Genomic DNA, 24,427 nt, shown 5'->3' with positions numbered 1-24,427 from the left:
GCAAACGAACAACCACCCCAGGGTTGAAAGACTTTGGGTTGCTGGTTTGTTCCACGCTGATGGCTGTTTCGGTGGTCATAGCGGAGGGGAAACGCCCGGTTACATTCCGAACCCGGTAGCTAAGCCCTTCAGCGCCGATGGTACTGCACTCGGGAGGGTGTGGGAGAGTAGGACGCCGCCGGACTCAACGTGATAGAAAGGCCCACCCCAGACGGGGTGGGCCTTTCTTTCTGCCTGTCAAAGTTGGCCACTGCCGGAACCGTGGGGCGCCGGCTTCCTGGCCATGTGGCCGATGGACCGTATATTGGCGGCCATGACGCTACTCGACACCGGTGGTCCGGACCAGGCGCAGCAGCCCACCCCACCGCAGCGGGGTGGCCGAGGCCGGTGGATCGCCGGGTTCGGCGGGCGAGCGTTTCTGGTCGCGATCCTCGCGGCGCTGCTCGGCGGGCTGAGCGGGGTCGCGCTCGGCTCCTGGATCGCGTGGCGGGACGTGGACCCGATGGCGCCGGATCGGGTCACCGCGATCCGGCTCGCGCCCACCGTCCTGCCGGGAGCATTCGACGACCGGGTCGACTACTACGGGCGGCACACCTTCTGGAACCCGTACAGCAAGAACACCCTGCACGGCGGCACGGGGGTACGGGTGGGCCGGGCCCACGTGACCGGCACCGCGCCCGCGCAAGCCGGCCCCGAGGAGGTCGCCGCCGCCGTCGCCGAGCAGATGCGTGCGGGCGGCTGGCAGGACGTGCACAGCACGATTCAAACCTCGCCGCTGGCGACTGTCGAGGTGACCGGCACGCGCGGCGGATACCTCGCCGCGGCGCAGTTCACCCAGGCTGACGAATTCAATCCGGCCACCCTGGGGTACGACCTGATGTGGGCCGAGCCGACCAGCCACCTGCGCGACACCGTCACCGGCGGTCTGGCCGGCGCGCTGCTCGGCCTGCTGCTCGGGCTCTTCACCTCGCGGCGCTGGCGGCGGCACAGCCGGGGGATGCAGCGGGCGTACGTGGGCCTCTGTTCCGTCACGCTGCTGATGCTCGCCCCCGCTTGCCTGGGCAACATCCCCACCGAGGCCGGCTCCCTGATGGCCAACACCCAACGCAATGGACCGGGGCCCTCGGTGTACTGGGGCGGTTTCGTGATCTACGGGGCGGAGCCGCTCGCCATCCTGTCCGTGCTGCCGATTCTGGCGATCGTCATCGGCTGCCTCCTGCCTCCCATCGGTACCGGCCGCCGGGATTCGGAAACCGCCCGACCAAGCTGATCAGGTTCTGACGGTCGTCACGGTTGGCCGCCCACTCGCGAGCCAGGCCGCACTGAGGACAGTCACCCGCCGGGCGATGTGATGAGGGCGGCCACCGGTGCGAGTCGCACCGGTGGCCGCCGTTCACATCAGTGTTGCTGTGACTTCAAGGGATCAGGGGTACGCGACGACGTTGCGCGGCGTGGTGTTGCCGGCGGGGTTGGGGACGGCGCCACCGACGTCGTTGACGACGTTGGCGATGGTGCCGACGTCACCGAGCGACACGGTCAGGACACTGCGGAGCCGGACACCCGACCGGTTGGGCACCTCGAACGCCCGGTCCACCCGCACGCTGGGGTTGGCGCTGAAGAAGGCGTAGGAGCCGCCGCCCCACAGTTCGTGGTCGGTGACGTTGTCGGCGACCTTGTAGGCGGCGTACCCGTTCCCGCGGGGCCCGGTCCAGGCGGCCTGGTTGGGTACGTCGTACGGCTTCTCGTTCTGGAAGAAGATCGTCCGCCCGCGGTTACCGTTCCAGATCACCTCGTACTTCTGGTAGTGCTCGACGAACAGGCCGGTGGCCAGGACGTCGTCGCCGTTGACGAGCAGGCCGGTGTCGCCGGTGTTGACCGCCCAGCCGGTGGGCGCGCCGCCGTGGTCGGCCCGCCAGGCCCAGATGTGGTCGATGATCGTGTCGTCGCTGTGCACGGCGAGGGTGGTGGTGGCCTTGCCCTGGACGCTGCTGCCGATCCGGAAGAAGACGTCCTGCACGCTGACCGGGTTCGCGGCGTGGTCGGTGTGCACGCCGGCGCTCCCGACGCTCATCAGGGTGGGGCTGTTGACCGTACCCGCGTCGAAGGTCAAACCGCTGATCTTGACCCCGTCGACGTCGGCGACGTTCAGCGCCTCGACCCCGCCGGCCGGGATCAGGGTCGGGAAGCCGATGCCGGTGACCACGGTGTTGGCGCGGGTGACCCGGATGGTGTCGTTGAGGGTGTAGGTGCCCGGGGTGAAGAACAGGTTCAGGCCCTGGGCCAGAGCCGAGTTGATCCGGGCGGCGCTGTCACCGGGCTTGGCGACGTAGAACTCCCGCATCGGAATCGACGTGCCGGCCGTGTTCGGCCAGTTGGCGCCCGCGGAGTCGCGCCGCAGAGCGGGTACGAAGACACGGTAGAGACCGGCGCTGTCGACGTACAGGAAAGGCTTCTCCCGCGTCACCGGCGTGGTCGCCAGGGTGGTGTGCGGCGGGTTCGGGAACGCGTTGGCCGGGGCGCCCTGGACACCGGAGTACACCATGTTCCAGACACCGCCGTCCCAGCGCCCGATCCGGCTGTCCCGGGTGTACCACTGCTGCTGGGAACCGGAGGAGACGACACCGTCGACCACCGAGTCGGCCAGGTAACCGCCGCTGGAGTAGCCCTGCCCGTTGTCCTGGTTCGACGGCGCCAACGTCAGGTTGCCCTTGATGTGCACCCGGCGCATCGGGGCGGCCTGGGAGACCGCCCACCGGTTGGTGCCGCCCTCGGGCACGATCGACAGGTTCTCCATGCTGCGCCAGAAGTTCTGCGTCGCATTGGACTCGTCGCCGTAGTTCCAGCCGGAGTCGACGTTGACCGCGCCGTTGATCGTCACGTCGTCGGGGTTGAGACCGAGACCGGCCAGCGAGGTGTAGAACCCGACGTTGGCCCACACCCGCCCGTAGGTGCCGGGCTTGAACAGGAACACGTGGCGCTGGGATCCGAACTGCGCGGTCGAGCTGCGCAGCTGCGCGTTGAACGCCTGGTCCACCGCCGACTGGATGGTCGCCGCCGGTGTGGACGGGTCGAAGATGCGCACGTTGGAGCCCAGGTCGGGGGTGTCCGAGGTGGGCAGCGACGGGTTGGTTCCGCTTCCGCCGAAGACCTGGAACTCCCAGAGCGAATAGCCGTACGGGGTGGCGCGGGTGGTGCCGTTCATCCGCACGTACCGGCCGCTACCGGTGACGTTCAGGGTCTGCGAGCCGTTCTGGCCGACCGTGACCGGGCTGATGTTCGTCCAGGTGCTGCCGTCCGCCGACGTCTGAATGGTGAAGGCCGAGGCGTAGGCCGCTTCCCAGTTCAGTACGACCTGGCTGATCGACTGGGTGCTGCCCAGGTCGACCTGCAGCCACTGCGGGTCGGCGAACGTGCTGGACCAGCGGGTTCCGGTGTTGCCGTCGACCGCGTTGGACGCGGGGAAGGCGGTGCTCTCGAGGGACGAGGCGGTGGCCGGCTTGCCCTGCGAGATCAGGGCGTCCGCGGCACTGGCGTCGGTGGCGACCGAGACGACGGTGATGCCGAGGGTCGCGGCGAGGACGGCGCTCAGTACGACCCGCCCGCGGCGGAGTGTCTGCGGCGGTGGGGAAGTCAGTGTCGGGGGTGTCATGGACCTGCCTGTCGGACGGGTTGCCGCGCGTTTGTGAGGACAGACGTACGGCGGGGACGGCGGTGCCGTGCGGCACCGATGAGAGAGCGCTCTCCGTGGAGTGAATTGTTACCTCGGCGTTGCGGTTCGTCAATATGCCGAAAACAAATGGTCGGCGGCGCCGGAATGGGATGACGAAAAATATTTTCGAGAAAAATGTTATTGCGCGCATCAAGCCTGGTGGCAGTCGTAGCGGCGGGCATCATTGCTTGACGAACGCCGTCACCTGCGCACCGGCACTGCCGCTGTCGCCGGCCACATGGGAAACGTCGACTGCGCCGCCGCCGGCATCGTTACCCGCCCGGTGTGGCGTCGACGGTCGCGAGGTCGTCGGCGCCGGTGAAGCCGAAGCGAGGTCTCGGTCGATGGGATCACGCCCTGGAGCGCAGCGCCGCAATCGCTTCGTCGACGGTGCTGCCCAGGCGGGCCGCGGTGGCGAGGTAGGAATCGGCGGCGGCTTGCAGCAGCCGCTGCCGCTCGGCTGCGGGCAGCGTGGGAACCTGCGACACCGTGGTTCCCCGGCCGACCCGGGTGACGATGAGCCCGGCCGACTCCAGTTCGCGGTAGGAGCGGGCCACCGTGTTCGGGGCCAGCCCCAGGTCGGCTGCGAGTTGGCGGATCGACGGCAGGCGCACCCCGGCGGCCAACGCCCCCGCCCGGATCATCGTGGCCAGCTGTTCCCGGATCTGGTCGTACGGCGGGACGGTGCTACCCGGGTCGATGGTGACGATCATGCCGGTCGTGGCCGGGCGGTTCCCTGGCGCCAGCCCCACCACGGCACCCCGATCGCGACCACGGGGATCAGCAACAGCGCGAGATTCGCGGACCGGTCGGCGACCGCGCGCAGCAGCAGGTCCGCGGCGCAGTAGGCGACCAGGGTCGTTCCGGCGGCGGTCACCGCGTGCAACGACCGGGACCGGATCGCCTCGTCGGCGGCCAGCACACCGGCGGTTGCGACGGGCTGTGGGCGCAGCAGGATCCGGCGTACGGTCAAGGCCACCAGTGCCGTGACGGCGGCGACGGCGGCGGAAAGCGCTGCCAGCCGGCCCGATGGCGCGTCGCCGGCCGCCGCCAGTGCGGCGAAGGCCAGGATCGCGGCAGGCAGCGCGTGCCGCTGGGCGGCGGGAAGGTAACGGGCCGCGGTGCGCGGCGTCAGTCCGGCGCCCGGCCGGCCCGGCGGCAGAGCCGCCAGCCGCGCCTCGGCGATCACCGCGCCGGCGAACCATCCGGCCAGCAGAAACGTCACGCTCAGGCTGAGCCGGTTGTTGCGCACGTCGACGATCGTGTACGCGGTGAGCGCGGCGGCGAGCCCGGCTGAGCGCCAGCGCCGGACCGTGGCCAGATAGTCGACGATCCGAGCGCCGTTTTCCGCGGTGACCACGAGGTTCTGGCGTTCGGCGAACCGGCGAACCGCGGCCTGTTGCGCCGGGAGATCGGTCAGCACCGTGGTGAACAGCGCGACGGCGACCGGCAGTGTGACGATCAGCAGCCAGAAGCTCATCTCCACAATGTACCAAGTTGCTGATACATTCCTGCCGTGCCGTCTGACTCCGTGCTGACCGATGAGGTGTGGCGTGGGCTGGATCCGCGGACCGGGATGCTGCCCGTGCGTACGCGCCGGCGCCTCGCCCTGATCGCGGCCGTGCTGCTCGCTCTGGTCGTCGCCGCCGTGGTGATCGACCGTTCCGGGGTGCTCGCCCCGCGGCTGACCGCCCATCCCGGCTGGTTCGGCTGGTTCGTCTACGGCGACGCCACGAACCCTCTGGCCAAGACGGAATCCATGGTCAACCGCCGGTACGCGGCGCCGACCGAGCACGTCGCACAGGGATTCGACGTCACGAACGACAACCAGATGTCGCTGACCATCGTCGGGGTGGAGGAAGACCGGCCGGGCATGACGGTCGAACGGGTCACCGTCGGCAACCTCTACTACGACGAAGCCCTGCAGATGACGCGTACCGGAGGCGAGACGCTGACCCCCGACCGCCCTTACGTGTTACCGCCCGGTGAGACCCTGAGCATCAAGGTCTACTACCACGTCACCGACTGCCGCGCGGTGCCTGCCTCGGCCCAGCCGATCCCGGTACGCATCCGGCGCCTGACCGGGCCGCACACGATCGAGGTCCCGTTGTACCCGCTGCGCCCGTACCCGACCGGCGGCTGGCACGTCAGTACGACCGACGACCCGGACGCCGTGCCGTGGCAGCGGTTCCTCGCCGACCACGTCTGCCGATAGCGGATCCGCGGCGTTCGGTGAGGCGTCACTGTGGACGCCTCACCGAACGCTGATCCGCTGAGGAAGGACGCGAGAGTCAGCGGTACCTGTTACAGGTGTGCCCGGCCGGCCGCGTCCGCCTCCTGCACGGCCGTGGACCGGCGATCCTCGGCGCGTTCCTGGACCGTCTCCTGCCGCGGGGTGGTCACCGCCGATGCCTGCTGCCTCTGCGCGGCCGTGGCGGGTGGCGCCCCGGCCACCCCGCGGCGGATGCGATTGTTCGCGGCGATGACGGCGGCCGGTTCGTTGCTGTGTGCGGTCAGCTGACCGTCGATGATGTTGTCGTCCAGGATCGTCGCGCCGGTGGTGTCGGTGACGCTGACGTCGCCGCCGAAGTAGCCGCCGGAGGCGCAGCTGTCCAGGGCGCCGTTCGGGCCGAGCTGGACGCCGCCGACGTTGCCGGCGAACGTCGCCTTGCCGCGCACGGCACTTCCGCACACGACGGTCCCGGTGCTGCTGTTGAGCACCGACAGCGTGCCGTCCACGAACGAGTCGTGCAGGTCGGTGTAATAGGTGCCGGAGCTGACGAGATTGCCGGCGACCTCGGTCGCCTCGCCGAGGCGTACCTCCCCGCCCTGGGTGTTGACCGTGCCGGTGATGCGTGCGCCTTCGGTGAACAGGAAGCTGTCGATCGGCGCGGTGCCCTTCGGGCGTACGGTGACCGCGCCGCTCGTCGCGTCTTTCAGGAACACGCCGTAGCCGCCGGACGCCAGGACCACGGAGCCGCCGATCGTGGTGGCGCGGGCGTCGAGATAGCCGTCCGCGGCGACGCGGATCGTCCCCTCCGTCCGGCCGCCGTCGATCACCAGGTTGGCGCCGGCCGCCACGGTGACGTTGCCGGTGATGACGGTGCCGGTCAGCGCGCACGACTCCCCGGCGGGAACGAGCAGGTCGTTGGGAACGGTCACCGCACCGCCGGTGCCGATGCAGTGCGTGACCAGGCCGGCGTTGGCGGCTGACAGCCACGGCAGCAGGGAACCGGTGACGACGGCGGTGGTCAGGGCGGCGAGGGCGGCGGTACGTCGCATGAGTGCGCTCCCGGGCGTCGAGGTACGGGTGATGGTCATGAGCCGACTCCGGATCGTGCGGCGGCCCGTACGATCGCTCCGGCCTGCCGTGAGGTCAGCTTCCCCGCGGTGACCAGGCCGGCGGTGACGGATTCGACGTGCCGGACGAAGGCGGCGTGGTTCGGGTACTGGGCGTTCTCGGCGATCAGGTCGTTGACGGTGCAGCCGTTGCCGGAGTCGGTGTTGGGCACCCGGGTGTCGGCGCCGTCGATGATCACGGTGTCCCGGGTGTCGGAGTCCGGGCAGGCATCGGCGCCGGTTCCGGCCACGGTGAACGACACCTGCTGTTCGGCGGCGGTGTTGCCGGCGTTGTCGGTCGCCCGGTAGCGGACGGTGTGGGTGCCGGGCACGTTCACCGCGAGCGGCGAGGTGTACGCCGTCCACGCGCCCGAGTCCTGCCGGTAATCCACGGTGTCCACTCCGGAACCGGCATCGGTGGCGGTGACGGTGACGGTCGCCGTACCGATGTAGTCGCCCGCGGGATCACGCCGGCCGGTCACGCCGGCGGCGACCGCGGGTGGGGTGGTGTCCTCGACGGGCCGCTCCACCACGGTGAAGTGCGCCATCTGTTCGGCCGACACGTTGCCGGCCTTGTCGGTGGCCCGTGAGTGCAGCATGTGCGCGCCGAGGGCGCTGATCACCAGCGGCGCCGTCCAGGCGCTCCAGGCGCCGCCGTCGAGCTGGTATTCGACCCGGTCCACGCCCGACCCGGTGTCGGCCGCGGTGACAGTGGCGGTCGCCGCGCCGAGATAGCGTCCCGCGGTGTCCCGGTCGCCGGTCAGGGCGATGGCCGTCGTCGGCGGGGTGGAGTCGCCCGCCACGACGCGGAACGAGACCGAGCCGGTGGGGGAGACGTTGCCGGCGTGGTCGGCGGCACGGAACTGCACCGCGTGGTCGCCGATCGCGGTGACCGCGACCGGTGCGGTGTACGGCCGCCAGCTGGTGTCGTCCATCTGGTATTCCACGGTGTGCACGCCGGAGCCGGTGTCGGCGGCGGTCACCGTGACGGTGGCCGAGCCGACGTAGTGTCCGTCGGCGTTGCGGGTTCCGGTCACGCCGCCGGTCACCGTGGGCGCGGTGGTGTCCCCGCCTCCGCCGCCGGTGACGGTGAGTTCGCCGACCATGGTGGTGTGGCCCGGGATGGTGCAGTAGTAGCGGTACCTGCCCGGCGTGAGGGTGACGGTGGCCTGGTGCCGGCCGTTGTTCACGTCGAACGGGCCGGCCAGGATGTTCAGGGTGACGTCGTGGTTGTAGCCCTCGGCGCTGGTGTCGAAGGTCAGGGTGTGCGGCATCCCGGTCGTGTTGCCGGTGGCCGCGCTGTTCTCGAAGACGATGGTGGTCACGCCGGCCTCGGCGGTGGCCGGTGCGCTGCGGTATCTGGTGATGTCGTCGTCGACGGTCCAGGTCAAGGTCTGTGCGTCGCCGGCCACCGCGGATGGCGTGGCGACCGGCAGCACGGCGAGCAGCAGGCCGATCAGCGCCGCGCCGGCGCGCCGGCTCACGGATGTTCGCAAGTGTTGGCACCTTTCCCGATGGTGGGACCGGCCGGGACACCGGCCGGCCCCACCGGCTCAGAGCTTGCGTACGCGGATGTTGCGGAACTCGATCAGGTCGTTGTCGCCGTGGTTCTGCAGCCCGACGTGCCCGCGCAGGAACTGACGCAGGTCGGTCGGCGGGTCCGAGGCCCGTGACGACGTCTTGCCGGGGGTGTTGTCGAACTCGTTGATCACCACGCCGTCGCGGATGATGGTGTAGCGCTGCCCCACGACACGGATCTCGTAGTCGTTCCACACGTTCTTCGGGGTGGCGCGGGCGTCCGGCAGCGGCACCGGGTCGAAGTTGTAGATCGAGCCGGTCTTCTGCGGCTCCCCGGTGTCGCCGTCGTAGATCTGCACCTCGTGCCCGCAGTAGATGGCCACCCAGGCCGCCGAGGTGCGTGCCGAGCCGAACGTGCCGCAACTGCCCGGCGGCCGCTGGTCCACCGGGATTCGCGGGTCCGGGAACCGGGTGAACACCCCGCTGTTGCCGCGCGACGTGCCGGGTGCGACGTCGCGGAACTGGAGCCGCAGCGAGAAGTCCCCGAACTCTCCCGTGTGCCAGAGCATTCCCAGGCCGCCGGAGGGCCGCAGCGAGCCGTCCGGTTGGATGCCGAACGACCCGGACGGCGCCTGGACCCAGTCCCGCAGCGACCGGGCGGTGCCGTCGAACAGCGGCTCGTACCCGGTGTGGCCGGGCCGGCCGACCGGGCCGGCCGCCGCCGCGCGGGTCAGCGTGCCCGCCTGCCGGGCGGTGAGCAGGCCGTCGTCCTGGAGTTCACCGGCCACCGCGGTGACATGGCGTACGAAACCGTCGTGGCCGGCCCAGGTGCTCTCGTCGTCGATCAGGTCGTTGATCGTGCAGCCACCGCCGGCCGCCTTGTTCGGCACCCCGGTGTCACTGTCGGCCAGGAACACGGTGGTCCGGTCGTCCGGTACGGCGCATCCGGCGTTCACGGCCACCGTCACGGTGGCCTTCTCACCGTCGGCGTAGGTCACGGTGTGCCGGACGGTGTAGCTTCCGGGATCGGCGTACACGTGCTGCGGGTCGGCGACCGCCGAACTCGCGCCGTCGCCGAACTCCCACAGGTGGCTGACTCCACCGGATCGGGAGCCGGTGAAGGCGTACGCCAGAGGTTTGTTCTGCACCGCCACCGAAGCCGCGGCCGGCGCGGGGGTCGGCGCCCCACCGGTGTAGGTCACGCGCAGCAGCTTCTGCGCCGGGTGCAGGCTGAAGAAGCCGCCGCCGTAGTCGAGCAGGTACAGCGCGCCGTCCGGGCCGAACTTGGCGTCCATCCAGCTCATCAGCCGGTTGTCGGCATTGCCGCCGGGCAGGATCGCCCGCAGCGACTCGCCGAACAGCGGCGGCCTCTGCGGTGGCGCCCCGGCCGGGTCGAGGGTGACCGCCACCCGGTTGGCGGAGTTGGACTGGTCGCCGATGAACCACTTGTCGTCCCAGTAGGCCGGCCAGGCGACCGTGCTGCCGGGGTCGACTCGGTCGCGGTGGTACGTCGGCCCCGACATGATCGCCTGGCCGCCGCCGCGCAGGTACGGCTGCGTGTACACGGCGTCGGCGGCGTTGTAGGTGGGAATGCCGCTGCCGTCGGCGCGCGGCGGGAAGACCGGGCCGCCGCCGCCCGGCGCGTACCAGATCATGTTGTCCCGGGCGGGTGGGATGTCCACCAGGCCGGTGTTGCGCGGTGAGGTGTTCCTCAGGTTGTCGCAGTCGTACCAGCCGGTGAGCACGGTGGCGTCGGTGGTGCTGCGGTCACGGTACGGCTGCCGGTTGCCCATGCAGTACGGCCAGCCCTGGTTGCCGGCCGAGGTGATGACGGTGGCCGTCTCGTACTTCGCCGGCCCCAGTTCGGGGTTCGGCTGTGCGGCGTCCGGACCGACCCAGCCGGCGGTCAGCCAGTCGTGTTCCGGGTCGATCTGCAGGCGGGCGATGTTGCGTACGCCCATCACGTAGATCTCCGGCCGGGCTTTTTCGGTACCGGGCGGAAAGAGGTTGCCCTCGGGAATCGTGTACGTCCCGTCCGGCTCCGGATGAATGCGGATGATCTTCCCGGCCAGGTCGTCGGTGTTGCCGGCGGTACGGCGCGCGTCCTGGAAGGACAGCCCGGCGTACTCCTGGGTCCAGTTGTTGCCGGAGTACCCCTGCGAACCCTCCGACGAGTTGCTGTCCCCGGAACCGACGTACAGATTGCCCTGCCTGTCGAAGGCCATGCCGCCGCCGGCGTGGCAGCAGCTGTGGATCTGCACCGGGAACCGCAGCAGGTCCTTGCGGGTCGCCTGATCGATGCTCTGGGTCTCGCGGTCGTAGGTGAACCGGCTGACGGTGCGCTGCCCGATGCGCTTGACCCGGTCGATCGACTCGTGCGGCATCCAGTAGACGTAGAGCCAGCCGTTCTCGGCGAACCGCGGGTCCGGCACGATGCCGAGCAGACCCTCCTCGTTCTTCACCAGCTCCGAACCGCTTCCCCGGTTGCCCATCACCGGCAGCGTGGTCAGCAGCTTGACCTGTCTGGTGCGCGGGTTCCAGGAGTGGATGGTGCCGCAACCCAGCCCGACCTTGGGGTCGTCCCAGCTGACGACCGGCCCGCTCGGGCAGGCCGCCTTGCCCACGTAGAAGACCGTGCCGTCACCGGCGATGGTCAGCCCGTGCGGTTCGCCGATCTGGTCGAGCTGCCCGCTCTGGTTGGCCACGGTCAGCCGCTCGGTCCGGTAGTTGGCCGCGATGGTCGCCTGGCAGTCGCCGCGGACGATGCCGGTCGCCCAGCCCAGTGCGCCGGTCAGGTGCTGCCGGAAGCCGGCTTCGGCGTAGCTGTCCGCGGTGTGGCCCATGCCGGTGTAGAAGGACCGTCCGCCCTCGTAGTCGCGGCACCACGACACCGGATGGAACGGCCCGTTGGCGCTCTGCCCCGGGTTGTAGTGGCGCTCCTCGACCTGGGCGAGGGTGTGCACCGTACCGATCGGGTTCGGGGACCAGTTGTACCAGCGGTCCGCCCGGGTGATGGTGGCCGGCAGGCCCTCGGTGGCCGGATGCCGCCGGTCGAGCACGTCGACGACGGAACGGTTGACCGCGGGGGAGCCCGGCGCCGTGCTGTCGGCGGTGAACAGCCTCAGCTCGGCGAGCTGGATGAGCGGTTCACCGGAGTTGGCGGTGACGTTCAACCGGAAGAACTTCGCGTTCTGCGGTGCGGCCAGGTCGAAGCGGCGGGTCTGGAACCGGTCGGGGAACGTCTGCCCGGTGCGCCGGTCCACGTCGGTCCACGTCTGCCCGTCCGGTGAGGTCTGCAACGACCAGTCCCTGGGGTCGCGCCCCGCCGCGTCGTTGGCCGAGGTGAGCGCGTACCCCGTGATCGCCTTGGGGGCGGCCAGTTCGTAACTCACCCAGCCGGTGGTGCTGCGGGCCAGCCATTTGGTGTTCGCATCGCCGTCGGCCAGCTTCTCCTTGGTCTCGTTGGGCGGATTCTCGGCGTTGGCGCCGACCTTGGCGACCGGCTCGGCGGCCGGGACGGCGCCGGCCGGGCGGGTGCCGATCAGGCCGGTGAACCAGGCCGAGTCCAGCTGCGCCTTCGCCGCGTCGGCGATGCCGACAAAACCACCACCCCCTCTGATGTACGCCGTGAGCGCGCTCTCCTGATCACGCGACAGGGCCGTGCCGCCCGCCGACAGGAACACCACCGCCCGGTGCCCGGCCAGTTCCGCGGCCGTGAACACGGCCGGGTCGCTGGTGACCTCGACGCTGATTCCGGCTGCCTGCCCGAGCTGCTGGATGGTCTGCGCGGCGGTGGTGACCGGGTCCTCCTGCTCCGCCGCCGCGCCGTGGAAGACGATCACCGAGATCTGCTCCGCCACGGCGGCCGATGCCGGAACGGCGCTCCCCAAGGCCGGTGTCATGCCCATCACCAGCGCCATCGCCGTGACGACGGCGAGCCCTCGTCGTGGTGCCCGTGCGCTCATCCGTTGGCCCCCTGATGATCGGAGTGGCCCGCCGAGGTGGGGTGGGCGTGACCCTGGAAACGGTGGATGGCCTCCTCGGCGCCGGGCGGCATGCTGCCGTCCGCGTTGCGGACCAGGAAGATCCCCGCCATGCCGCCGTCGGAGTGGTTCTGCACGTGGCAGTGGTACATCCAGGCGCCGGGGCCGACGCCCTCACCGGCCAGCACCTGGAAGCCGAAGGAGCTACCCGGGTTGAGGTCCTTGTTGTCGATCGCCGGACTGGGGTCGCTCAGGCTCTCCAGCATGCCGGTGCGGTTGTCCACCCACCGATGCGCGTGCAGGTGGAAGGTGTGGAACAGGTTGCCGTGCCCGATCGCGATCCACTCCACCCGCTGGCCGAGATCGGCCTCGAACAGGGGCGTGTCGGGCGCCGTCCGGTTGTTGATCGTCATGTCGTGGAAGACCACGGTGAACTGCTTGTCCGGCAGGATGTCGCCCCGGCGGCGCACGATCAGCGCGCCGTAGAGCCCTCGGGCCACGCCCGCGGTGCCGTGGTCGGTCCCCATGGCGTGGTCGTGGTAGTGCCAGTAACCGGCGCTGCCCGGCATGAGACGGCGACCGGCGGCCGCGAACATCTCCCGTGAACGCCACACGTAGGTGCGTGTCTCACCCGGATCGTTGTACGAGTCGTTCAGCGGACTGCCGTCGGACCCGGTGCTGTAGTCCACCCCGTGCGGATGGATGGACAGACGCTGGTTCGTGGTGTTGACCAGCGTGATCTCGAGCGTGTCCCCCTCGTAGATCTCCAGCACGGGACCGGGCACGGTGGCCTGCCCGGGTTGCAGCCCGTAACCGAAGAGGCCACCCGGCAGGGCCTCGGCGTAGATCGTCACCCGTCTGGTGACGGAGAGGACCGCGCGTGCGGGGGTGCCCGGCAGGGTCGCCGCGCCGCCGATGGCGGGTACGGCGGCGCCCAGCGTGCCGGCGGCGATCAGGGAACGCCGGGAGAACGTTGGTCGGGTCCGGTCGGCGGTGTCGTCCATGCGTCTCCGTTCCTCTCGAGCCGAAATGGACGCGGCAGAGCACCCAAGATCTAAAAAGGATGGGGATGGCCTGGCGTCCCGCCGAAGGGCGTCGTCGCGTTAACGGCTCGCTGATATCAGTGATGCCTGATACAGCAGAATCTATGGATGAGATCGACGAAAGTAAAGGTCTTCCTGACGTAACTACGGCAGAGTGAAGCGAAAGCTCCAGGTCAGGACATCGACGATCATGATATTTGATCTCCCGCGGACGGGCGTGAACGACAGGACGACTCATAAATACGTCGCGCGGGCCGCCGGCATGGTGCAGAGTGATCTCAACGCCGGTGAGGCGGGTGAAGAACCCGCAACACCATGATCGTCGAAGGGAGTTGAACCGTCATGTCGACGCAGCCGACCTGCGTGACCGCCCGAGCCTGGGCCAAGCGATATGGGTATGCCGTGCCCGTCGTGGCGGCGCGACTGCCCCGGCGAGGTCATGGCCCGGGTTGGTGGAGTGGATAGCGCAGCGGATTCTGCGTCCTAGCCGCCCACCTCGGCACTCGGGGAACGGGCGGCTTTCCTGTTTTCCCGCGGCTGTTCCATCATCGAACGCCGTGTCATTCATGCACGCCCTGAATTCGTTCAGCGGAATTGTTCTCTCTCAACTCAACAGCGAATGGCATGTTTCGATGGGGGTTCGGCCCCCGGCATCACTTTCAAGCGCGCGACCAGCGTGCTTGCGGCTTTAGCACAACGGTCAGTGCGCCGCCTCGCCATGGCGGAGACCGGGGTTCGACTCCCCGTAGCCGCTCGTGTCCAGCACAGAACACCCACGGGCCTGTAGCTCCAATTGGTAGAGCAACGCTTTTGCACAGCGAAGGTTGTCGGTTCGACTCCGACCGGGTCCACGTAGTCCCGCCCAAGGGACGTCACGCGCCGTTAGCTCAGCTGGTAGAGCTGCCGCCTCTTAAGCGGCATGTCCGGGGTTCGAGTCCCCGACGGCGTACTGCGGGGTAGAGGAGTTCGGTCGTCCTCGCGGGCCTCATAAGTCCGAGATCACGTGGTTCAAATCCCGTCCCCGCTCCCGTTCCGGTAGCTCAGTTGGTAGAGCGCCGCCTCGACAAGACGGAGGTCCCTGGTTCGATTCCAGGCCGGAACACGCATGCCCGTGTAGCTCAGCGGCGAGAGCACCGGTCCTACAAACCGGCTGTCCCGGGTTCGAGTCCCGGCACGGGTACGACCCCGTCACCGGCATGTCCGGCGGCGGGCATGGTGGCGGTGAGGCGGCTCGGTTCGAGTCCGGCCGGTCACCCTCACGCGGGCGCGCCGACGTTGGAGAGTCGGGCCTGGCTGTAAACCAGGTGCATCGCTCAGGGGGTTCGAATCCCTCCGCCCGCACTCGTGCAGGAGCTCATGCCATTCGCTGTGAGTGTCCGGGAACGGGCATGAGCGCCGATGGTGGCCGCATGGAACGGATCATGCGGCGTGCCGAGACCGAGCTGCTCATGGGCGGGCATGCCGCAGAGGGTAGGCGTACCCGTACCGGAGACGGGTTTCAATCCGGCACGTGCCGGTTCGGCCCCAGCGGCCGGAACACGCCCCGCAGGGGGTAGCGCAGCGCGATACCGGGCTGTCCGTCGGCCGGGGTCGTCGCCGCGGCGTGCAGCGGTAGGCGTACGAGGATGCGGGTCCCGTCCTTCTTGGTGGAATCCAGGGCCACGGTGCCGCAGTGCGCCTGCACGATGGTTCGCACCAGGGTCAGCCCGAGCCCTGTTCCGGGGATGTTGTGGCGGGCGTTGCCGCCTCGGTAGAAACGGTCGAACAGCCGGTCCCGGTCGTCCGGGGGGATGCCGATACCGTTGTCGGTGACGGCGAGCTCCGCGAAGTCCTCCCCGGCGACCAACTCGACATGGATGTCACCGCCGTCGGGGCTGTACTTGACGGCGTTGGAGAGCAGGTTGTCCACCACCTGACGCAACCGCCGGGCGTCGCCGGCCAGCATGACCGTGCTCGGCAAGCAGGTGTGCAGCCGTGTCCCCGCTTGATCGCCGAGCTCCGCGATCGCGGCGGAGACGATGGCGACCAGGTCGACCGGCAGCAACTGCGGTCGCAGATGGCCCGACTCCAGGGCGGCGAGGTCGAGCAGGTCGTCGATGATCGCATGCACGGATCCGACGTTGCGGCTGACGATCTCGACCAGCTCACGCGCGTCGTCGGACAGCTGGTCGTCCTCCAGCAGCAGGTCGCTGCAGGTGGTGATCGACGTCAGAGGCGTGCGCAGCTCATGCCCGGCCAGGGCGATGAAGTCGTCCCTCGCGCGGACCAACTGCATCGCCAGCTCCATGCTGTGGCGACGGGCGAGGAAGTAGCCGACCTGCTCGGCGATGTCCTCGAGCAGGCCGGTGAGCAACGGCCTGTCGTGTTCGACCGTGTCGGCGAAGCAGGTCAGCACGCCGACGACGCAATCCTCATCGCGGATCGGCACCGCCACCGCTGTGTGGAGAAGCGGCCCGTCGCCGGCCGGGCTGAACTCCTGAGCTTCGGGCCCGCGGGCGTACCGGGACTCGGCATATCGCGGAACCCACCGCAGCGTGCCGCTCTGCCAGCACTCACCCGTCACGCTCGCGCCGGGTCCCATCCGTGCCGGAATCGGCGCGGCGAGCGCGATGCCGGGGTCGACGTGGTGCGCGACGAGGTCGAGCACCTGTTCGGCCGGGTTGGCCAGCCAGAGCGCGGCGCACGGCCAGTCCAGGGCCTCGCCCAGCGCGCTGACCAGCTCCGGACCAGCCTCTTCGACGGTGTCGGCGTGGTTGAGCATGGTGGCGATCCGCAGATTGCACTCGCGGAACCGGTCGGCGCGCCACCGGTCGGTGACGTCCAGGACCGTCGTGACGCTGCCGAGCAGCTCGCCCTCGTCGGTGCGGAGCGCCTTACCGTAGGCGAGCACGTGCTGGTCCTGGAACCCGGGACCTTGCAAGATCGATTCAGCTCGCTGCACGGTTTCGTCGACGAGCGCCCGCATGTAGACCATCTCGTGTCGCTCGAACGGAGTGCCGTCGGGGTGGTGCAGCCGGCGACAGACCGCTGAGATGGCCTCGTCCGCAGAGAGGCCGTCGGGAACCCTGTTCCGCTTGCGTGCCATCTGGTTGACCAGCACCGGCCGGCCCGTGCTGTCGGCCACCACCACGCCGACCTGCAGGCTGTCCAGGAGCGCGGCGAAGAACCGACGGTCCCCCTCGAAGCCGGCTTGCATGCTCGACGGCCAGGCCCGGCCGGTCTGCCCGGGCTCGCCGTCCGGCGCGAACCGGAGCATCTCGGCGACCTCGGCGAGTACCGCGAGTTCGTCCGGACTCCACGCGCGCGCCACGGTGTCGGCGACCGACACCGCACCCAACGGCCGGCCGTCCTCGTCACGGAGCGGGGCGCCGGCGAAGGCACGAATTCCGCCGTCGACGAGCAGCGGATCGTCGGACGCGACCTCGCCCGCAAGCAGCTCGTCGACCGCGAGCACCTGGTTGCCGCAGACCACGTGGGCGCAGAGCGTGTGGCGGCGTGCACCGTGCCGGTCCGGTGCGGACCACCCGGGAACCCCGTACCGCCCGATGAGCTCTTCTTCGGCGTCGCCGAGCAGGGAGATCATCGCGATGGGCGCGTTGGTGAGACGGGCGGTCATCCGGGCGATGGCATCGAAGCGGACGGGCATGCCGGCGAAGGTTTCGCGGGCTTGCGAGACGGCATGTAGCCGGGCCGGGGCGTCGAGGATGGCCCTGTCGGGCATGGGTATGCCGACCACCGCTGCACCCCCGTTCCGTGTGCCGCGCCTTATCGGATGAATTATATGAGGCTGCCCGGATCATCGCCGGTGCAACCGGCCTCCAAGGCGTCTCGGCCGTCGCGCCCCAGTAGCGTTCATCTCACCCCATTGCAACGCATCCATTGCGTTAACTGTACGCCCGTTGCAACGAAATGATGGCTCTGAACTGCATGTTTGCCACTCCAGTGCAACAAGCTTGTTGCCAGACTTGCGAACGCAACGTAGCGTTTCCCGCATCGGAAACAACGAGTTCGCGAGGAGAACATCATGAACAAGTTCGACACCACCACCGCCGTCACCGCCGTTCTGAACATCCCCGCCGGCCGCATCCAGGTGATCGCCGCCGACCGCACGGACACCACCGTCGAGGTCCGCCCGACCGACCCCGGCAAGAGCCGCGACGTGAAGGCCGCCGAGCAGACCACCGTCGAGTTCACCGACGGCGTGCTGCGGGTCACCGGCCCCGCCGCGACGAAGCAGATGTTCGGCCCGTCCGGCACCGTCGAGGTCACCCTCCAGGTGCCGTCCGGCTCACGGATCGAAGCCACCGCGGGCGCCGCCGAGTTCCGCGGCGTCGGCCGGCTCGGCGACGTCACCGCCACCGGCCTGCACGGCACCGTCAAGATCGACGAAGCCGGCAGCCTGACGATCGACGCACTCGGCGCCGACATCACCATCGGACGGCTCACCGGCCCCGCCGAGATCAGCACCCAGAAGGGCGACATCACCGTCGCCGAGGCCACCGCCGGCACCGTCGTGCTGAGCGCACAGATGGGCAACCTGACCATCGCCGCCGCCAAGGGTGTCTCGGCCACCCTCGACGCCGGCACCGGCTACGGCCGCGTCCACAACACCCTGCTCAACACCGACGGCCCCACCGCCGCACTCACCATCAAGGCCACCACCACCCACGGCGACATCACCGCCCGTAGCCTCTGACCACGAAAGACGTCGCCGTCCGTGCCCAGCGCACCCTGCCGATGCTGGTCTGCCTGGGCTCCACTGTCTCGGGCACGCTCGCCCTCGCCGCGGTGGGCGCGCCCCGCGCTGCGGTAGGGAGGCGGCCACCCCGGTCGATACGGGGTGGCCGCCCTGCAACCTGGTCGGCCGGATCTTGGACGTTTTCCCACCGGATTCGGTGGTCGACCGATACGGGACCTACGAGACGGTCAGGACCAGCGTCCCGCTGTACGTCGTACCGGCCTGGAGCGCGGTCGGCACCCCGTCCACGGTGAGGCTGACCCGCTTGCCGCGCGGGGCCGGCGTCGCCATACCAGGCATGTCGACGAATGATTTCTGAGATCCGCGCCACTTTGATTGGCTGCCGTCATGAAACTCGATCACGTCGGACTGAGCGTGGCCGACCTGGCCGCCGCCGAGGCCTGGTACACCGCCGCCTTCGGGCTGCGGGTCGAGCTGCGGCTGCGGGTCGACCCGGTGGACCTGGACATCGTGATGCTGATCCACGACGAGTACGGCTACCGCTTCGAGCTGCTGCACCGTCCCGGCGGCGTGCACGCCGAACCCGCCGGGCACCCGGCCGCCGAGGTGCTGCGGCACGGCTTCGGGCACTGCGCTTTCGGCGTACCGGATGTGGGTTCTGCCTATCGGCACCTGCTGGACCTCGGCGCGAAGCCGGTGATGGCACCCGGCCCGTCGCCCGAACCTGGCGTGACCATGGCGTATGTCGCCGATCCGGAAGGCAATCTGCTCGAGCTGGTGGAGCGTGCGGCGTGACCGATCTGACCGGGAAGGTGGCGCTGATCAGCGGCACCGGCAGGGGAGTGGGCCGGGCCGCGGCCCGCGAGTTCGCGGCGCGTGGAGCGCGGGTGTTCGGCGCGGACCTGGACGCGGCCGCCAACGCCGAGACCGAGCGGCTGGTCCGCGAGGCCGGCGGCATGATGCGCTCGCTCGCCCCGGTCGACCTGGGCGAACAAACCGGCGCGGACGCCTGGGTGGCGGCCGCGGTGGAGGCGTTCGGCGGTGTCGACATCCTCTACAACAACGCGTCGGCGCTGCGGCACGGCCCGGTCGACACGATGCCGTTGGACGACTGGTTTTTCACCATCCGCAACGAGCTGCACCTGGTGTTCCACTGCACCCGGGCGGCGTGGCCGCGGCTGGTCGAGCGTGGCGGTGGCGTGATTCTCAACGTTGCGTCGGTGGCTGCCAAGCGCGGGGTGGCGTTCGTGCCGATGGCGCCGCACGGCGCGGCCAAGGGCGGGGTGCTGGCCTTCACGAAGCATCTGGCGGCGCAGGGCGCCGACGTGGGCATCCGTGCCAACACCATCTCGCCCGGCATGATCCGTACGCCGGAGACCGCGCAGTTCGTCGACGATCCGGACGGCCCGGTGCCCGGCCTGCTGGCGATGACCCCGTCCCGGCGCGTCGGTGAGCCGTCGGACGTGGCGAAACTGGCCGCGTTCCTGGCCTCCGACGACGCCACGTTCATCAACGGCGCGGACATCGCGATCGACGGCGGCGTCTCCGCCATGGGAGGTTGACCATGCGGTGCGAGGGCAAGGTCGTGGTGGTCACCGGCGCGGCCCGCGGGCAGGGTGCGGCCGAGGCGGCGGCGCTGCGGGCCGAGGGCGCCACGGTGATCGCGGCCGACGTGCTCGACGGCCCGGGCGTACGCCATCTGGACGTCACCCGCCTGGACCAGTGGGAGGAGCTGGCCGCCGAGATCCTCGACCGGCACGGGCGGCTCGACGCCCTGGTCAACAACGCCGGGGTGACCGGCCGTGACCGGCTCCCGGACATCGACGTGGCCGCCTGGGAACGGACCATGGCGATCAACGTGACCGGTCCGATGCTGGCCATGAAAACCCTGGTCCCGCTCATGCCGGCCGGCTCGTCGATCGTCAACATCTGCTCGGTGGCGGCAGTCTCCGGGCACGCCGCGGCGCCCTACACGGCCAGCAAGTGGGCGCTGCGGGGCCTGACCCGCAGCGCGTCACTGGAACTGGGGATCCGCGGCATCCGGGTGAACGCGGTGATGCCCGGCCTGATCGACACGCCGCTCATGGAGTCGGCGCCGCAGGCGTTCTTCGACGCGGCGCTACCGGAGATCCCGCTCGGCCGGGTCGGTGTCCCGGCCGATGTCGCCCCGTTGATCGTCTACCTGATCTCGGACGAGTCGGCGTACGTCAACGGGGCGGAGATCGTGGTCGACGGCGGCCTCACCGCGCACGTGTCACACAAGGCGATCGCCGACGCGACCCGTCCTCAGGTCCGGAACGGCCCGGTCACGCAGTAGGTGATGCCGCCCGACGACGCCCCGGTCGTGCCGCGCTGCGACGAGAAGTAGAGCCGGTTGCCGGCCGGGGTGAACGCCGGGCCGCACAACTCCGACGAGCCCTGCCCGGTGACCCGCAGGAACACCGAGATCTTGTCGTCCGGCGTGATCAGGCAGATCTCCATGTTGCCGCCGTCCTCCGCGACGTAGAGGTCCCCGTACGACGACCCGGTCACGTTGTCGACGCCGGTCAGCGGGGCCGTCCCGGGGGAGACCAGGCTGTCGTCGTACGCCGGCTCGTACGTGCCGGCCAGCAGGTTGACCTGCCACACCCGGTTGTCGCCCTTGGTGGTGAACCAGACGGTGTCGTCGGCGTAGTGGCAGCCCTCGCCGCCGTTGAACGACTTCGACCCGGACACCTGACTGCGGGTACGCGTCGGCGAGCCGTCCGGGTCGGGCACGTCAGCCCAGGTGAACGACCCGGACGTGCCGGAGCCCGCGACGAGGACCTGGAGTGTGCCGGAGGACAGGTCGCCCCAGGTGGTGGGCACGAACCGGTAGAACCGGCCGTTCGTCTCGTCCTCGGTCAGGTAGATCACCTGGCGTACCGGGTCGGCCGCGGCCGCCTCATGTTTGAACCGGCCCATCGCCGGCCGCGCCACCGCCGTACCGCCGAGCGGGTAGGTCTCCCAGACCCGGCCCAGGTCCACCTCCTCGCAGCTCAGCCAGGTGTTCCACGGGGTCTTGCCGCCCGCGCAGTTCTGGTTGGTGCCGGACAGGATGCGGGAGGCGCCGACGATCGCGCCGCCTCCGTCGAACAGGATCCGGGACGCCCCGCCGCCGGCCGACGAGCTGACCTCGGAGTTGGAGACGTAGACCCAGCCGGAGCCGTTGGGGATGACCGCGCCGCCGTCGGGCGCGTCGTGCCAGACGTACGAGGTGCCGGGCACCGTCTGCCGGGAGCGGGCGATCACCGTGCTGGTGAAGCCGGCCGGCAGCTGGATGCCGTTGGCGTCGGCGGCCTGGAGCGCGCCGTAGGGTCCGGTCGCGTTCTGGGCGGGTGCGGCGTACGCGGCCGACCACGCGGTGAAGGGCAGAGCCAAGCCTCCGGCTCCGGCCACGGTGCTGCGAAGAAGGGTTCGGCGATCCATGCGCCAGACGGTGGTGGAGATTGCTGACCATCAATCGATCTGATTATTAACAGTGGGCGACCAGTCGCTGTCCATCAGTGACGCCCGATTCACCGGATTTGCCTGGACCCCCGTCTCAACAATCGCAGAACCGTTGGCGACCGCGAATTCCGGAGTCACGCTTTCCACGCAGACAATCGTTTCGTCAGTGGGGAGAGAACATTGGGCAAGACGATTCCGCGCCTATTCGGAATTGCGACGGCCGTCGCGATCGGCGCCGCCGGGATCACGCTCATCCCGCGTGCCGACGCCGCCACCGACAGTTTCCAGCGGGGCCCGGCGCCGAGCGCGAACAGCATCGCGGCGGCACGCGGACCGTTCGCGATCTCGCAGACCTCCGTCGCCCGCGCCTCGGTGACCGGCTTCGGTGGCGGCGACATCTACTTCCCGACCGGCACCGGTGCCGGCACCTTCGGCGCGGTGGTCATCGCACCCGGCTTCACCGCCCGTAGGTCGAGCATGGCCTGGCTGGCCCCGCGGATCGCCTCACAGGGGTTCGTGGTGTTCAACATCGACACGCTGACCACGTCCGACCAGCCCGCCGGTCGCGGCCGCCAGTTGCTCGCCGCCGCCGACTTCCTGACCGGCCAGAGCAGCGCCCGGACCCGGATCGACGCCTCCCGGGTGGCGGTGATGGGTCACTCGATGGGCGGCGGCGGAGCCCTGGAGGCGGCCCGCAGCCGCCCCGAACTACAGGCCGCCATCCCGCTCACCCCGTGGAACCTGACCAAGTCGTTCAGCCGGGACACCGTGCCGACGCTGATCATCGGCGCGGAGTCCGACGCCATCGCCCCGGTCCGCAGCCACGCCGAACCGTTCTTCCAGAGCCTGCCGTCCGGCCCCGGCAAGGCCTACCTGGAGCTGAACAACGCCAGCCACTTCGCGCCGAACACCCCGAACGCCACCATCGCCGCCACCAGCGTCGCCTGGCTGAAACTGTTCGTCGACGACGACACCCGCTACCGGCAGTTCGTCTGCCCCGGCCCGGGCGCGGGCACGGCGGTCAGCGAGTACCGCAGCACCTGCGACGCCTTCACGGTGTGAGCAGCGCCCGCAGAGCCGGCTCCGCCGACTCGAAGGCGATCGGCCCGCTGCCCAGCAGCGGGCCGTACAGCACCGACTCCAGGGTCCGTACGTACATGAAGGCCCGACTCCGCAGATCCCCGGGCTCGCCCTCGATCCCGGACTCCACGAAGATCGCGAGCTGCGCGTCGACCGCCCGGTGGTTCACGTCGGCGGCCGTCGTGAACAGCACCCGCGCCGCGGTCTGCGGCTCCTCGGCGATGAAGGCGCGCAGCTGCTGGGCCGAGTCGACCAGTTCGGCGAACTGCCGGGAGATCCCGATGACCCGGTCCGGGCCGGTCGCGGTGACCTCCCCGGACGCCTCCTCGATCAGCAGCCGCCCGATCGCCCAGAACACCTCGCCGAGCAGGGTGTCCCGGCTGCCGGCCGCCCGGTAGAGCGTCGCCCGGCTGATCGCCAGCTCGGTGGCGAGGACATCCATGTCCATTGTGGAATGCTGTAGAAAATGCATGGCCGCGCCCCGGAGGAGGACTTCGGGAGCGATGACACGCCGTTTGATCAGCAAGATTCTCCCCCCTTCCGGAATGGGTACGGAAGAGGGGAGAAAACGGATCACAAATGGTGGCGGCGCCGCATGGCGAACAGTGTGACGGCTGCCCCGGCGAAGGCGATCCCGGCGATCATCGCGCCGACCGGGAACGGCCTGTCCAGGGGGGAGGTGGCCTCGACGACGGGGGACGGCGACGGCGACGGCGAGGGTGGGACCGGCAACGCCGACGGGTAGCGCAGCAGCGGCACCCCGCCCTTGCCCTCGGAGACCGTCAACAGGGCGGTCCCGTCCGAGGAATACGCGAGCGACTCACCCTGCGGCTCGTCCGGCAACGCCACCGGCGTGGCCGTGCCCTCGGTGATCGCCCGCACCACGTCACCGTCCGGCACGTCGAACTCGAACGCGTCCGCGTACGTCCGCAACGCCACCCGCCGACCGTCCGGGCTGACCGCGCCGCCGGTCACCACGGCCCGGCCCCGGATCCCGTACGGATTGCTGGTCCCGGTGCCGATCGGGATCCCCCAGGCGCCGGCCCGGCGCAGCGTCGTGGTCCCGTCGGCGCGCAACTCACCGTCCGGCACGTACACCCCGGCGGTCAGCGGATCCTTCGTCACGATCACCGGTACGCCGTCCGCGCCCACCAGCAGCGCCTCCGCGTCGTGCGGCCCGTCCGGGTAGACCAGCCGGAACAGTTCCGGCTTCTTCGATCCCGGGTCCAGCCGCCACAGCACGACGGAGTCCCGCTCCTTGTCGTTGTCGCCGGTGTCGCCCACCCACAACGTCCCGTCGGCGGCGCGGGTGAGGTCCTCGGTGTCGCGCGGCTCCGACGGGTACTTCACCGTCCGGGTCACCGCACAGTCCTCGTCCAGGAAGAAGATCCGCCGCCGGTCCGCGTCGTCGGAGCTGTCGTTGATCACCACGTAGCCGCTGCCGTCGCTGACCAGGCCGGAGATCTCCACGAGCCGGTCGTCCTCGATCCGGCACACGGTCTCGGCCGGTCCGGCCGTGGCGACGGGCGCTCCGGTCAGCGCGGCCATCAGTAGAACTCCCATCACGGCGCATACCCTGCCATGACGG

At 69.9% G+C, this 24,427-nt stretch carries 19 protein-coding genes, 7 tRNA genes and 1 rRNA gene; 15 read left to right on the top strand and 12 right to left on the bottom strand.

Translation table 11 applies throughout. The annotated features are described in order from the left end of the window. Window positions 1-67: 67 nt before the first annotated feature. A 5S ribosomal RNA gene (rrf, locus tag BJ964_RS40680) occupies window positions 68-184 on the top strand. Window positions 185-313: 129 nt separating this feature from the next. Beyond that, the gene (locus tag BJ964_RS40675) at window positions 314-1,270 is read left to right on the top strand and encodes a hypothetical protein (RefSeq protein ID WP_188125639.1); all 957 of its coding nucleotides are present in this window, start codon (window positions 314-316) and stop codon (window positions 1,268-1,270) included. Window positions 1,271-1,423: 153 nt separating this feature from the next. Here the strand turns inward: BJ964_RS40675 and BJ964_RS40670 are convergent, their stop codons facing one another. The 3 genes from BJ964_RS40670 to BJ964_RS40660 form a co-directional block, all read right to left on the bottom strand. Beyond that, window positions 1,424-3,649 carry a galactose-binding domain-containing protein gene (locus BJ964_RS40670; protein WP_188125638.1) on the bottom strand — a complete coding sequence of 742 codons (2,226 nt, stop codon included), beginning with the start codon at window positions 3,647-3,649 and terminating at the stop codon, window positions 1,424-1,426. A 410-nt stretch (window positions 3,650-4,059) separates the two neighbouring features. Then, window positions 4,060-4,422: a GntR family transcriptional regulator gene (locus BJ964_RS40665; protein WP_188125637.1), complete on the bottom strand. Its 363-nt coding sequence runs from the start codon at window positions 4,420-4,422 to the stop codon at window positions 4,060-4,062. After that, a complete protein-coding gene (locus tag BJ964_RS40660) occupies window positions 4,419-5,189 on the bottom strand; it encodes a hypothetical protein (protein ID WP_188125636.1) in 771 nt (256 codons plus the stop codon). The genes BJ964_RS40665 and BJ964_RS40660 overlap by 4 nt, the downstream gene beginning before the upstream one ends. Before the next feature lie 36 nt (window positions 5,190-5,225). Here BJ964_RS40660 and BJ964_RS40655 point away from each other — a divergent pair, with 36 nt between their 5' ends. After that, window positions 5,226-5,924, top strand: coding sequence for a hypothetical protein (locus tag BJ964_RS40655; RefSeq protein WP_188125635.1), 699 nt, complete (start codon window positions 5,226-5,228; stop codon window positions 5,922-5,924). An 89-nt stretch (window positions 5,925-6,013) separates the two neighbouring features. Here BJ964_RS40655 and BJ964_RS40650 read toward each other — a convergent pair whose 3' ends face one another. Genes BJ964_RS40650 through BJ964_RS40635 form a run of 4 tightly spaced genes read right to left on the bottom strand, consistent with a single transcriptional unit; the run spans window position 6,014 to window position 13,553 of the window. Continuing rightward, entirely contained in the window at window positions 6,014-6,991 is a 978-nt protein-coding gene (locus BJ964_RS40650; RefSeq protein ID WP_188125634.1) for a hypothetical protein, read from the bottom strand. A gap of 35 nt (window positions 6,992-7,026) precedes the next feature. Beyond that, entirely contained in the window at window positions 7,027-8,544 is a 1,518-nt protein-coding gene (locus BJ964_RS40645; RefSeq protein ID WP_223149699.1) for an OmpL47-type beta-barrel domain-containing protein, read from the bottom strand. Between the two features lie 57 nt (window positions 8,545-8,601). Beyond that, entirely contained in the window at window positions 8,602-12,531 is a 3,930-nt protein-coding gene (locus tag BJ964_RS40640; RefSeq protein ID WP_188125633.1) for a ThuA domain-containing protein, read from the bottom strand. Beyond that, on the bottom strand, window positions 12,528-13,553 hold the full coding sequence (locus BJ964_RS40635) for a multicopper oxidase domain-containing protein (RefSeq protein WP_188125632.1): 1,026 nt from the start codon (window positions 13,551-13,553) through the stop codon (window positions 12,528-12,530). The genes BJ964_RS40640 and BJ964_RS40635 overlap by 4 nt, the downstream gene beginning before the upstream one ends. Window positions 13,554-14,274: 721 nt before the next feature. Here BJ964_RS40635 and BJ964_RS40630 point away from each other — a divergent pair. From BJ964_RS40630 to BJ964_RS40600, 7 genes are all read left to right on the top strand, one after another. Then, a tRNA-Gly gene (locus BJ964_RS40630) sits at window positions 14,275-14,346 on the top strand. A gap of 23 nt (window positions 14,347-14,369) precedes the next feature. After that, window positions 14,370-14,443, top strand: a tRNA-Ala gene (locus tag BJ964_RS40625). Window positions 14,444-14,468: 25 nt separating this feature from the next. Further along, window positions 14,469-14,541: transfer RNA gene (locus BJ964_RS40620), tRNA-Lys, on the top strand. Between the two features lies 1 nt (window position 14,542). Beyond that, window positions 14,543-14,619, top strand: a tRNA-Met gene (locus BJ964_RS40615). A 2-nt stretch (window positions 14,620-14,621) separates the two neighbouring features. Beyond that, window positions 14,622-14,694 (top strand) — tRNA-Val (locus tag BJ964_RS40610). A gap of 5 nt (window positions 14,695-14,699) precedes the next feature. Continuing rightward, a tRNA-Val gene (locus tag BJ964_RS40605) sits at window positions 14,700-14,772 on the top strand. An 80-nt stretch (window positions 14,773-14,852) separates the two neighbouring features. Then, window positions 14,853-14,933 (top strand) — tRNA-Tyr (locus tag BJ964_RS40600). A 157-nt stretch (window positions 14,934-15,090) separates the two neighbouring features. Here the strand turns inward: BJ964_RS40600 and BJ964_RS40595 are convergent. Continuing rightward, window positions 15,091-17,313 carry a sensor histidine kinase gene (locus BJ964_RS40595; RefSeq protein ID WP_188125631.1) on the bottom strand — a complete coding sequence of 741 codons (2,223 nt, stop codon included), beginning with the start codon at window positions 17,311-17,313 and terminating at the stop codon, window positions 15,091-15,093. A gap of 303 nt (window positions 17,314-17,616) precedes the next feature. Between BJ964_RS40595 and BJ964_RS40590 the strand changes: the two genes are divergently transcribed. Then, window positions 17,617-18,288 carry a DUF4097 family beta strand repeat-containing protein gene (locus tag BJ964_RS40590; protein WP_188125630.1) on the top strand — a complete coding sequence of 224 codons (672 nt, stop codon included), beginning with the start codon at window positions 17,617-17,619 and terminating at the stop codon, window positions 18,286-18,288. Window positions 18,289-18,507: 219 nt separating this feature from the next. On the opposite strand, the gene BJ964_RS48735 is transcribed toward BJ964_RS40590, so the two are convergent. Further along, on the bottom strand, window positions 18,508-18,630 hold the full coding sequence (locus tag BJ964_RS48735) for a hypothetical protein (RefSeq protein WP_262479419.1): 123 nt from the start codon (window positions 18,628-18,630) through the stop codon (window positions 18,508-18,510). A gap of 48 nt (window positions 18,631-18,678) precedes the next feature. Here BJ964_RS48735 and BJ964_RS40585 point away from each other — a divergent pair, with 48 nt between their 5' ends. The 3 genes from BJ964_RS40585 to BJ964_RS40575 are packed head-to-tail and all read left to right on the top strand — an operon-like array spanning window position 18,679 to window position 20,608. Beyond that, complete coding sequence (locus BJ964_RS40585) at window positions 18,679-19,086, top strand: VOC family protein (RefSeq protein WP_188125629.1); 408 nt, start codon at window positions 18,679-18,681, stop codon at window positions 19,084-19,086. Continuing rightward, the gene (locus tag BJ964_RS40580) at window positions 19,083-19,853 is read left to right on the top strand and encodes an SDR family NAD(P)-dependent oxidoreductase (RefSeq protein ID WP_188125628.1); all 771 of its coding nucleotides are present in this window, start codon (window positions 19,083-19,085) and stop codon (window positions 19,851-19,853) included. Before BJ964_RS40585 ends, BJ964_RS40580 begins: the two co-directional genes overlap by 4 nt. A gap of 2 nt (window positions 19,854-19,855) precedes the next feature. Further along, a complete protein-coding gene (locus tag BJ964_RS40575; protein ID WP_188125627.1) occupies window positions 19,856-20,608 on the top strand; it encodes an SDR family NAD(P)-dependent oxidoreductase in 753 nt (250 codons plus the stop codon). Here BJ964_RS40575 and BJ964_RS40570 read toward each other — a convergent pair. Further along, window positions 20,578-21,738, bottom strand: coding sequence for an alkaline phosphatase PhoX (locus tag BJ964_RS40570; protein ID WP_188125626.1), 1,161 nt, complete (start codon window positions 21,736-21,738; stop codon window positions 20,578-20,580). The two genes, BJ964_RS40575 and BJ964_RS40570, sit on opposite strands and share 31 nt — an antisense overlap. 201 nt (window positions 21,739-21,939) lie before the next feature. On the opposite strand from BJ964_RS40570, the gene BJ964_RS40565 reads away from it, so the two are divergent. After that, window positions 21,940-22,821 (top strand): alpha/beta hydrolase family protein, encoded by an 882-nt coding sequence (locus BJ964_RS40565; protein ID WP_188125625.1) that lies wholly within the window; start codon window positions 21,940-21,942, stop codon window positions 22,819-22,821. Here BJ964_RS40565 and BJ964_RS40560 read toward each other — a convergent pair. Further along, window positions 22,811-23,287: a QsdR family transcriptional regulator gene (locus BJ964_RS40560; protein WP_188125624.1), complete on the bottom strand. Its 477-nt coding sequence runs from the start codon at window positions 23,285-23,287 to the stop codon at window positions 22,811-22,813. The genes BJ964_RS40565 and BJ964_RS40560 overlap by 11 nt on opposite strands. A 125-nt stretch (window positions 23,288-23,412) precedes the next feature. Beyond that, window positions 23,413-24,402, bottom strand: coding sequence for a hypothetical protein (locus BJ964_RS40555; protein ID WP_188125623.1), 990 nt, complete (start codon window positions 24,400-24,402; stop codon window positions 23,413-23,415). Window positions 24,403-24,427: the final 25 nt, after the last annotated feature.

This window comes from Actinoplanes lobatus (genome assembly GCF_014205215.1).
GTDB classification, from domain to species: domain Bacteria; phylum Actinomycetota; class Actinomycetes; order Mycobacteriales; family Micromonosporaceae; genus Actinoplanes; species Actinoplanes lobatus.
The sequence above is the reverse complement of the archived record's forward strand: the minus strand, read 5'-3'. Positions and strand labels throughout refer to the sequence as shown.

Bases quoted from the DNA above. Each gene is read 5' to 3' on its own strand.
- BJ964_RS40675 (WP_188125639.1), top strand. From the start codon at position 314: ATGACGCTACTCGACACCGGTGGTCCGGACCAGGCGCAGCAGCCCACC.
- BJ964_RS40670 (WP_188125638.1), bottom strand. From the start codon at position 3,649: ATGACACCCCCGACACTGACTTCCCCACCGCCGCAGACACTCCGCCGC.
- BJ964_RS40665 (WP_188125637.1), bottom strand. From the start codon at position 4,422: ATGATCGTCACCATCGACCCGGGTAGCACCGTCCCGCCGTACGACCAG.
- BJ964_RS40660 (WP_188125636.1), bottom strand. From the start codon at position 5,189: ATGAGCTTCTGGCTGCTGATCGTCACACTGCCGGTCGCCGTCGCGCTG.
- BJ964_RS40650 (WP_188125634.1), bottom strand. From the start codon at position 6,991: ATGCGACGTACCGCCGCCCTCGCCGCCCTGACCACCGCCGTCGTCACC.
- BJ964_RS40640 (WP_188125633.1), bottom strand. From the start codon at position 12,531: ATGAGCGCACGGGCACCACGACGAGGGCTCGCCGTCGTCACGGCGATG.
- BJ964_RS40635 (WP_188125632.1), bottom strand. From the start codon at position 13,553: ATGGACGACACCGCCGACCGGACCCGACCAACGTTCTCCCGGCGTTCC.
- BJ964_RS40595 (WP_188125631.1), bottom strand. From the start codon at position 17,313: ATGCCCGACAGGGCCATCCTCGACGCCCCGGCCCGGCTACATGCCGTC.
- BJ964_RS40590 (WP_188125630.1), top strand. From the start codon at position 17,617: ATGAACAAGTTCGACACCACCACCGCCGTCACCGCCGTTCTGAACATC.
- BJ964_RS48735 (WP_262479419.1), bottom strand. From the start codon at position 18,630: ATGCCTGGTATGGCGACGCCGGCCCCGCGCGGCAAGCGGGTCAGCCTC.
- BJ964_RS40585 (WP_188125629.1), top strand. From the start codon at position 18,679: ATGAAACTCGATCACGTCGGACTGAGCGTGGCCGACCTGGCCGCCGCC.
- BJ964_RS40575 (WP_188125627.1), top strand. From the start codon at position 19,856: ATGCGGTGCGAGGGCAAGGTCGTGGTGGTCACCGGCGCGGCCCGCGGG.
- BJ964_RS40570 (WP_188125626.1), bottom strand. From the start codon at position 21,738: ATGGATCGCCGAACCCTTCTTCGCAGCACCGTGGCCGGAGCCGGAGGC.
- BJ964_RS40560 (WP_188125624.1), bottom strand. From the start codon at position 23,287: ATGGACATGGATGTCCTCGCCACCGAGCTGGCGATCAGCCGGGCGACG.
- BJ964_RS40555 (WP_188125623.1), bottom strand. From the start codon at position 24,402: ATGGGAGTTCTACTGATGGCCGCGCTGACCGGAGCGCCCGTCGCCACG.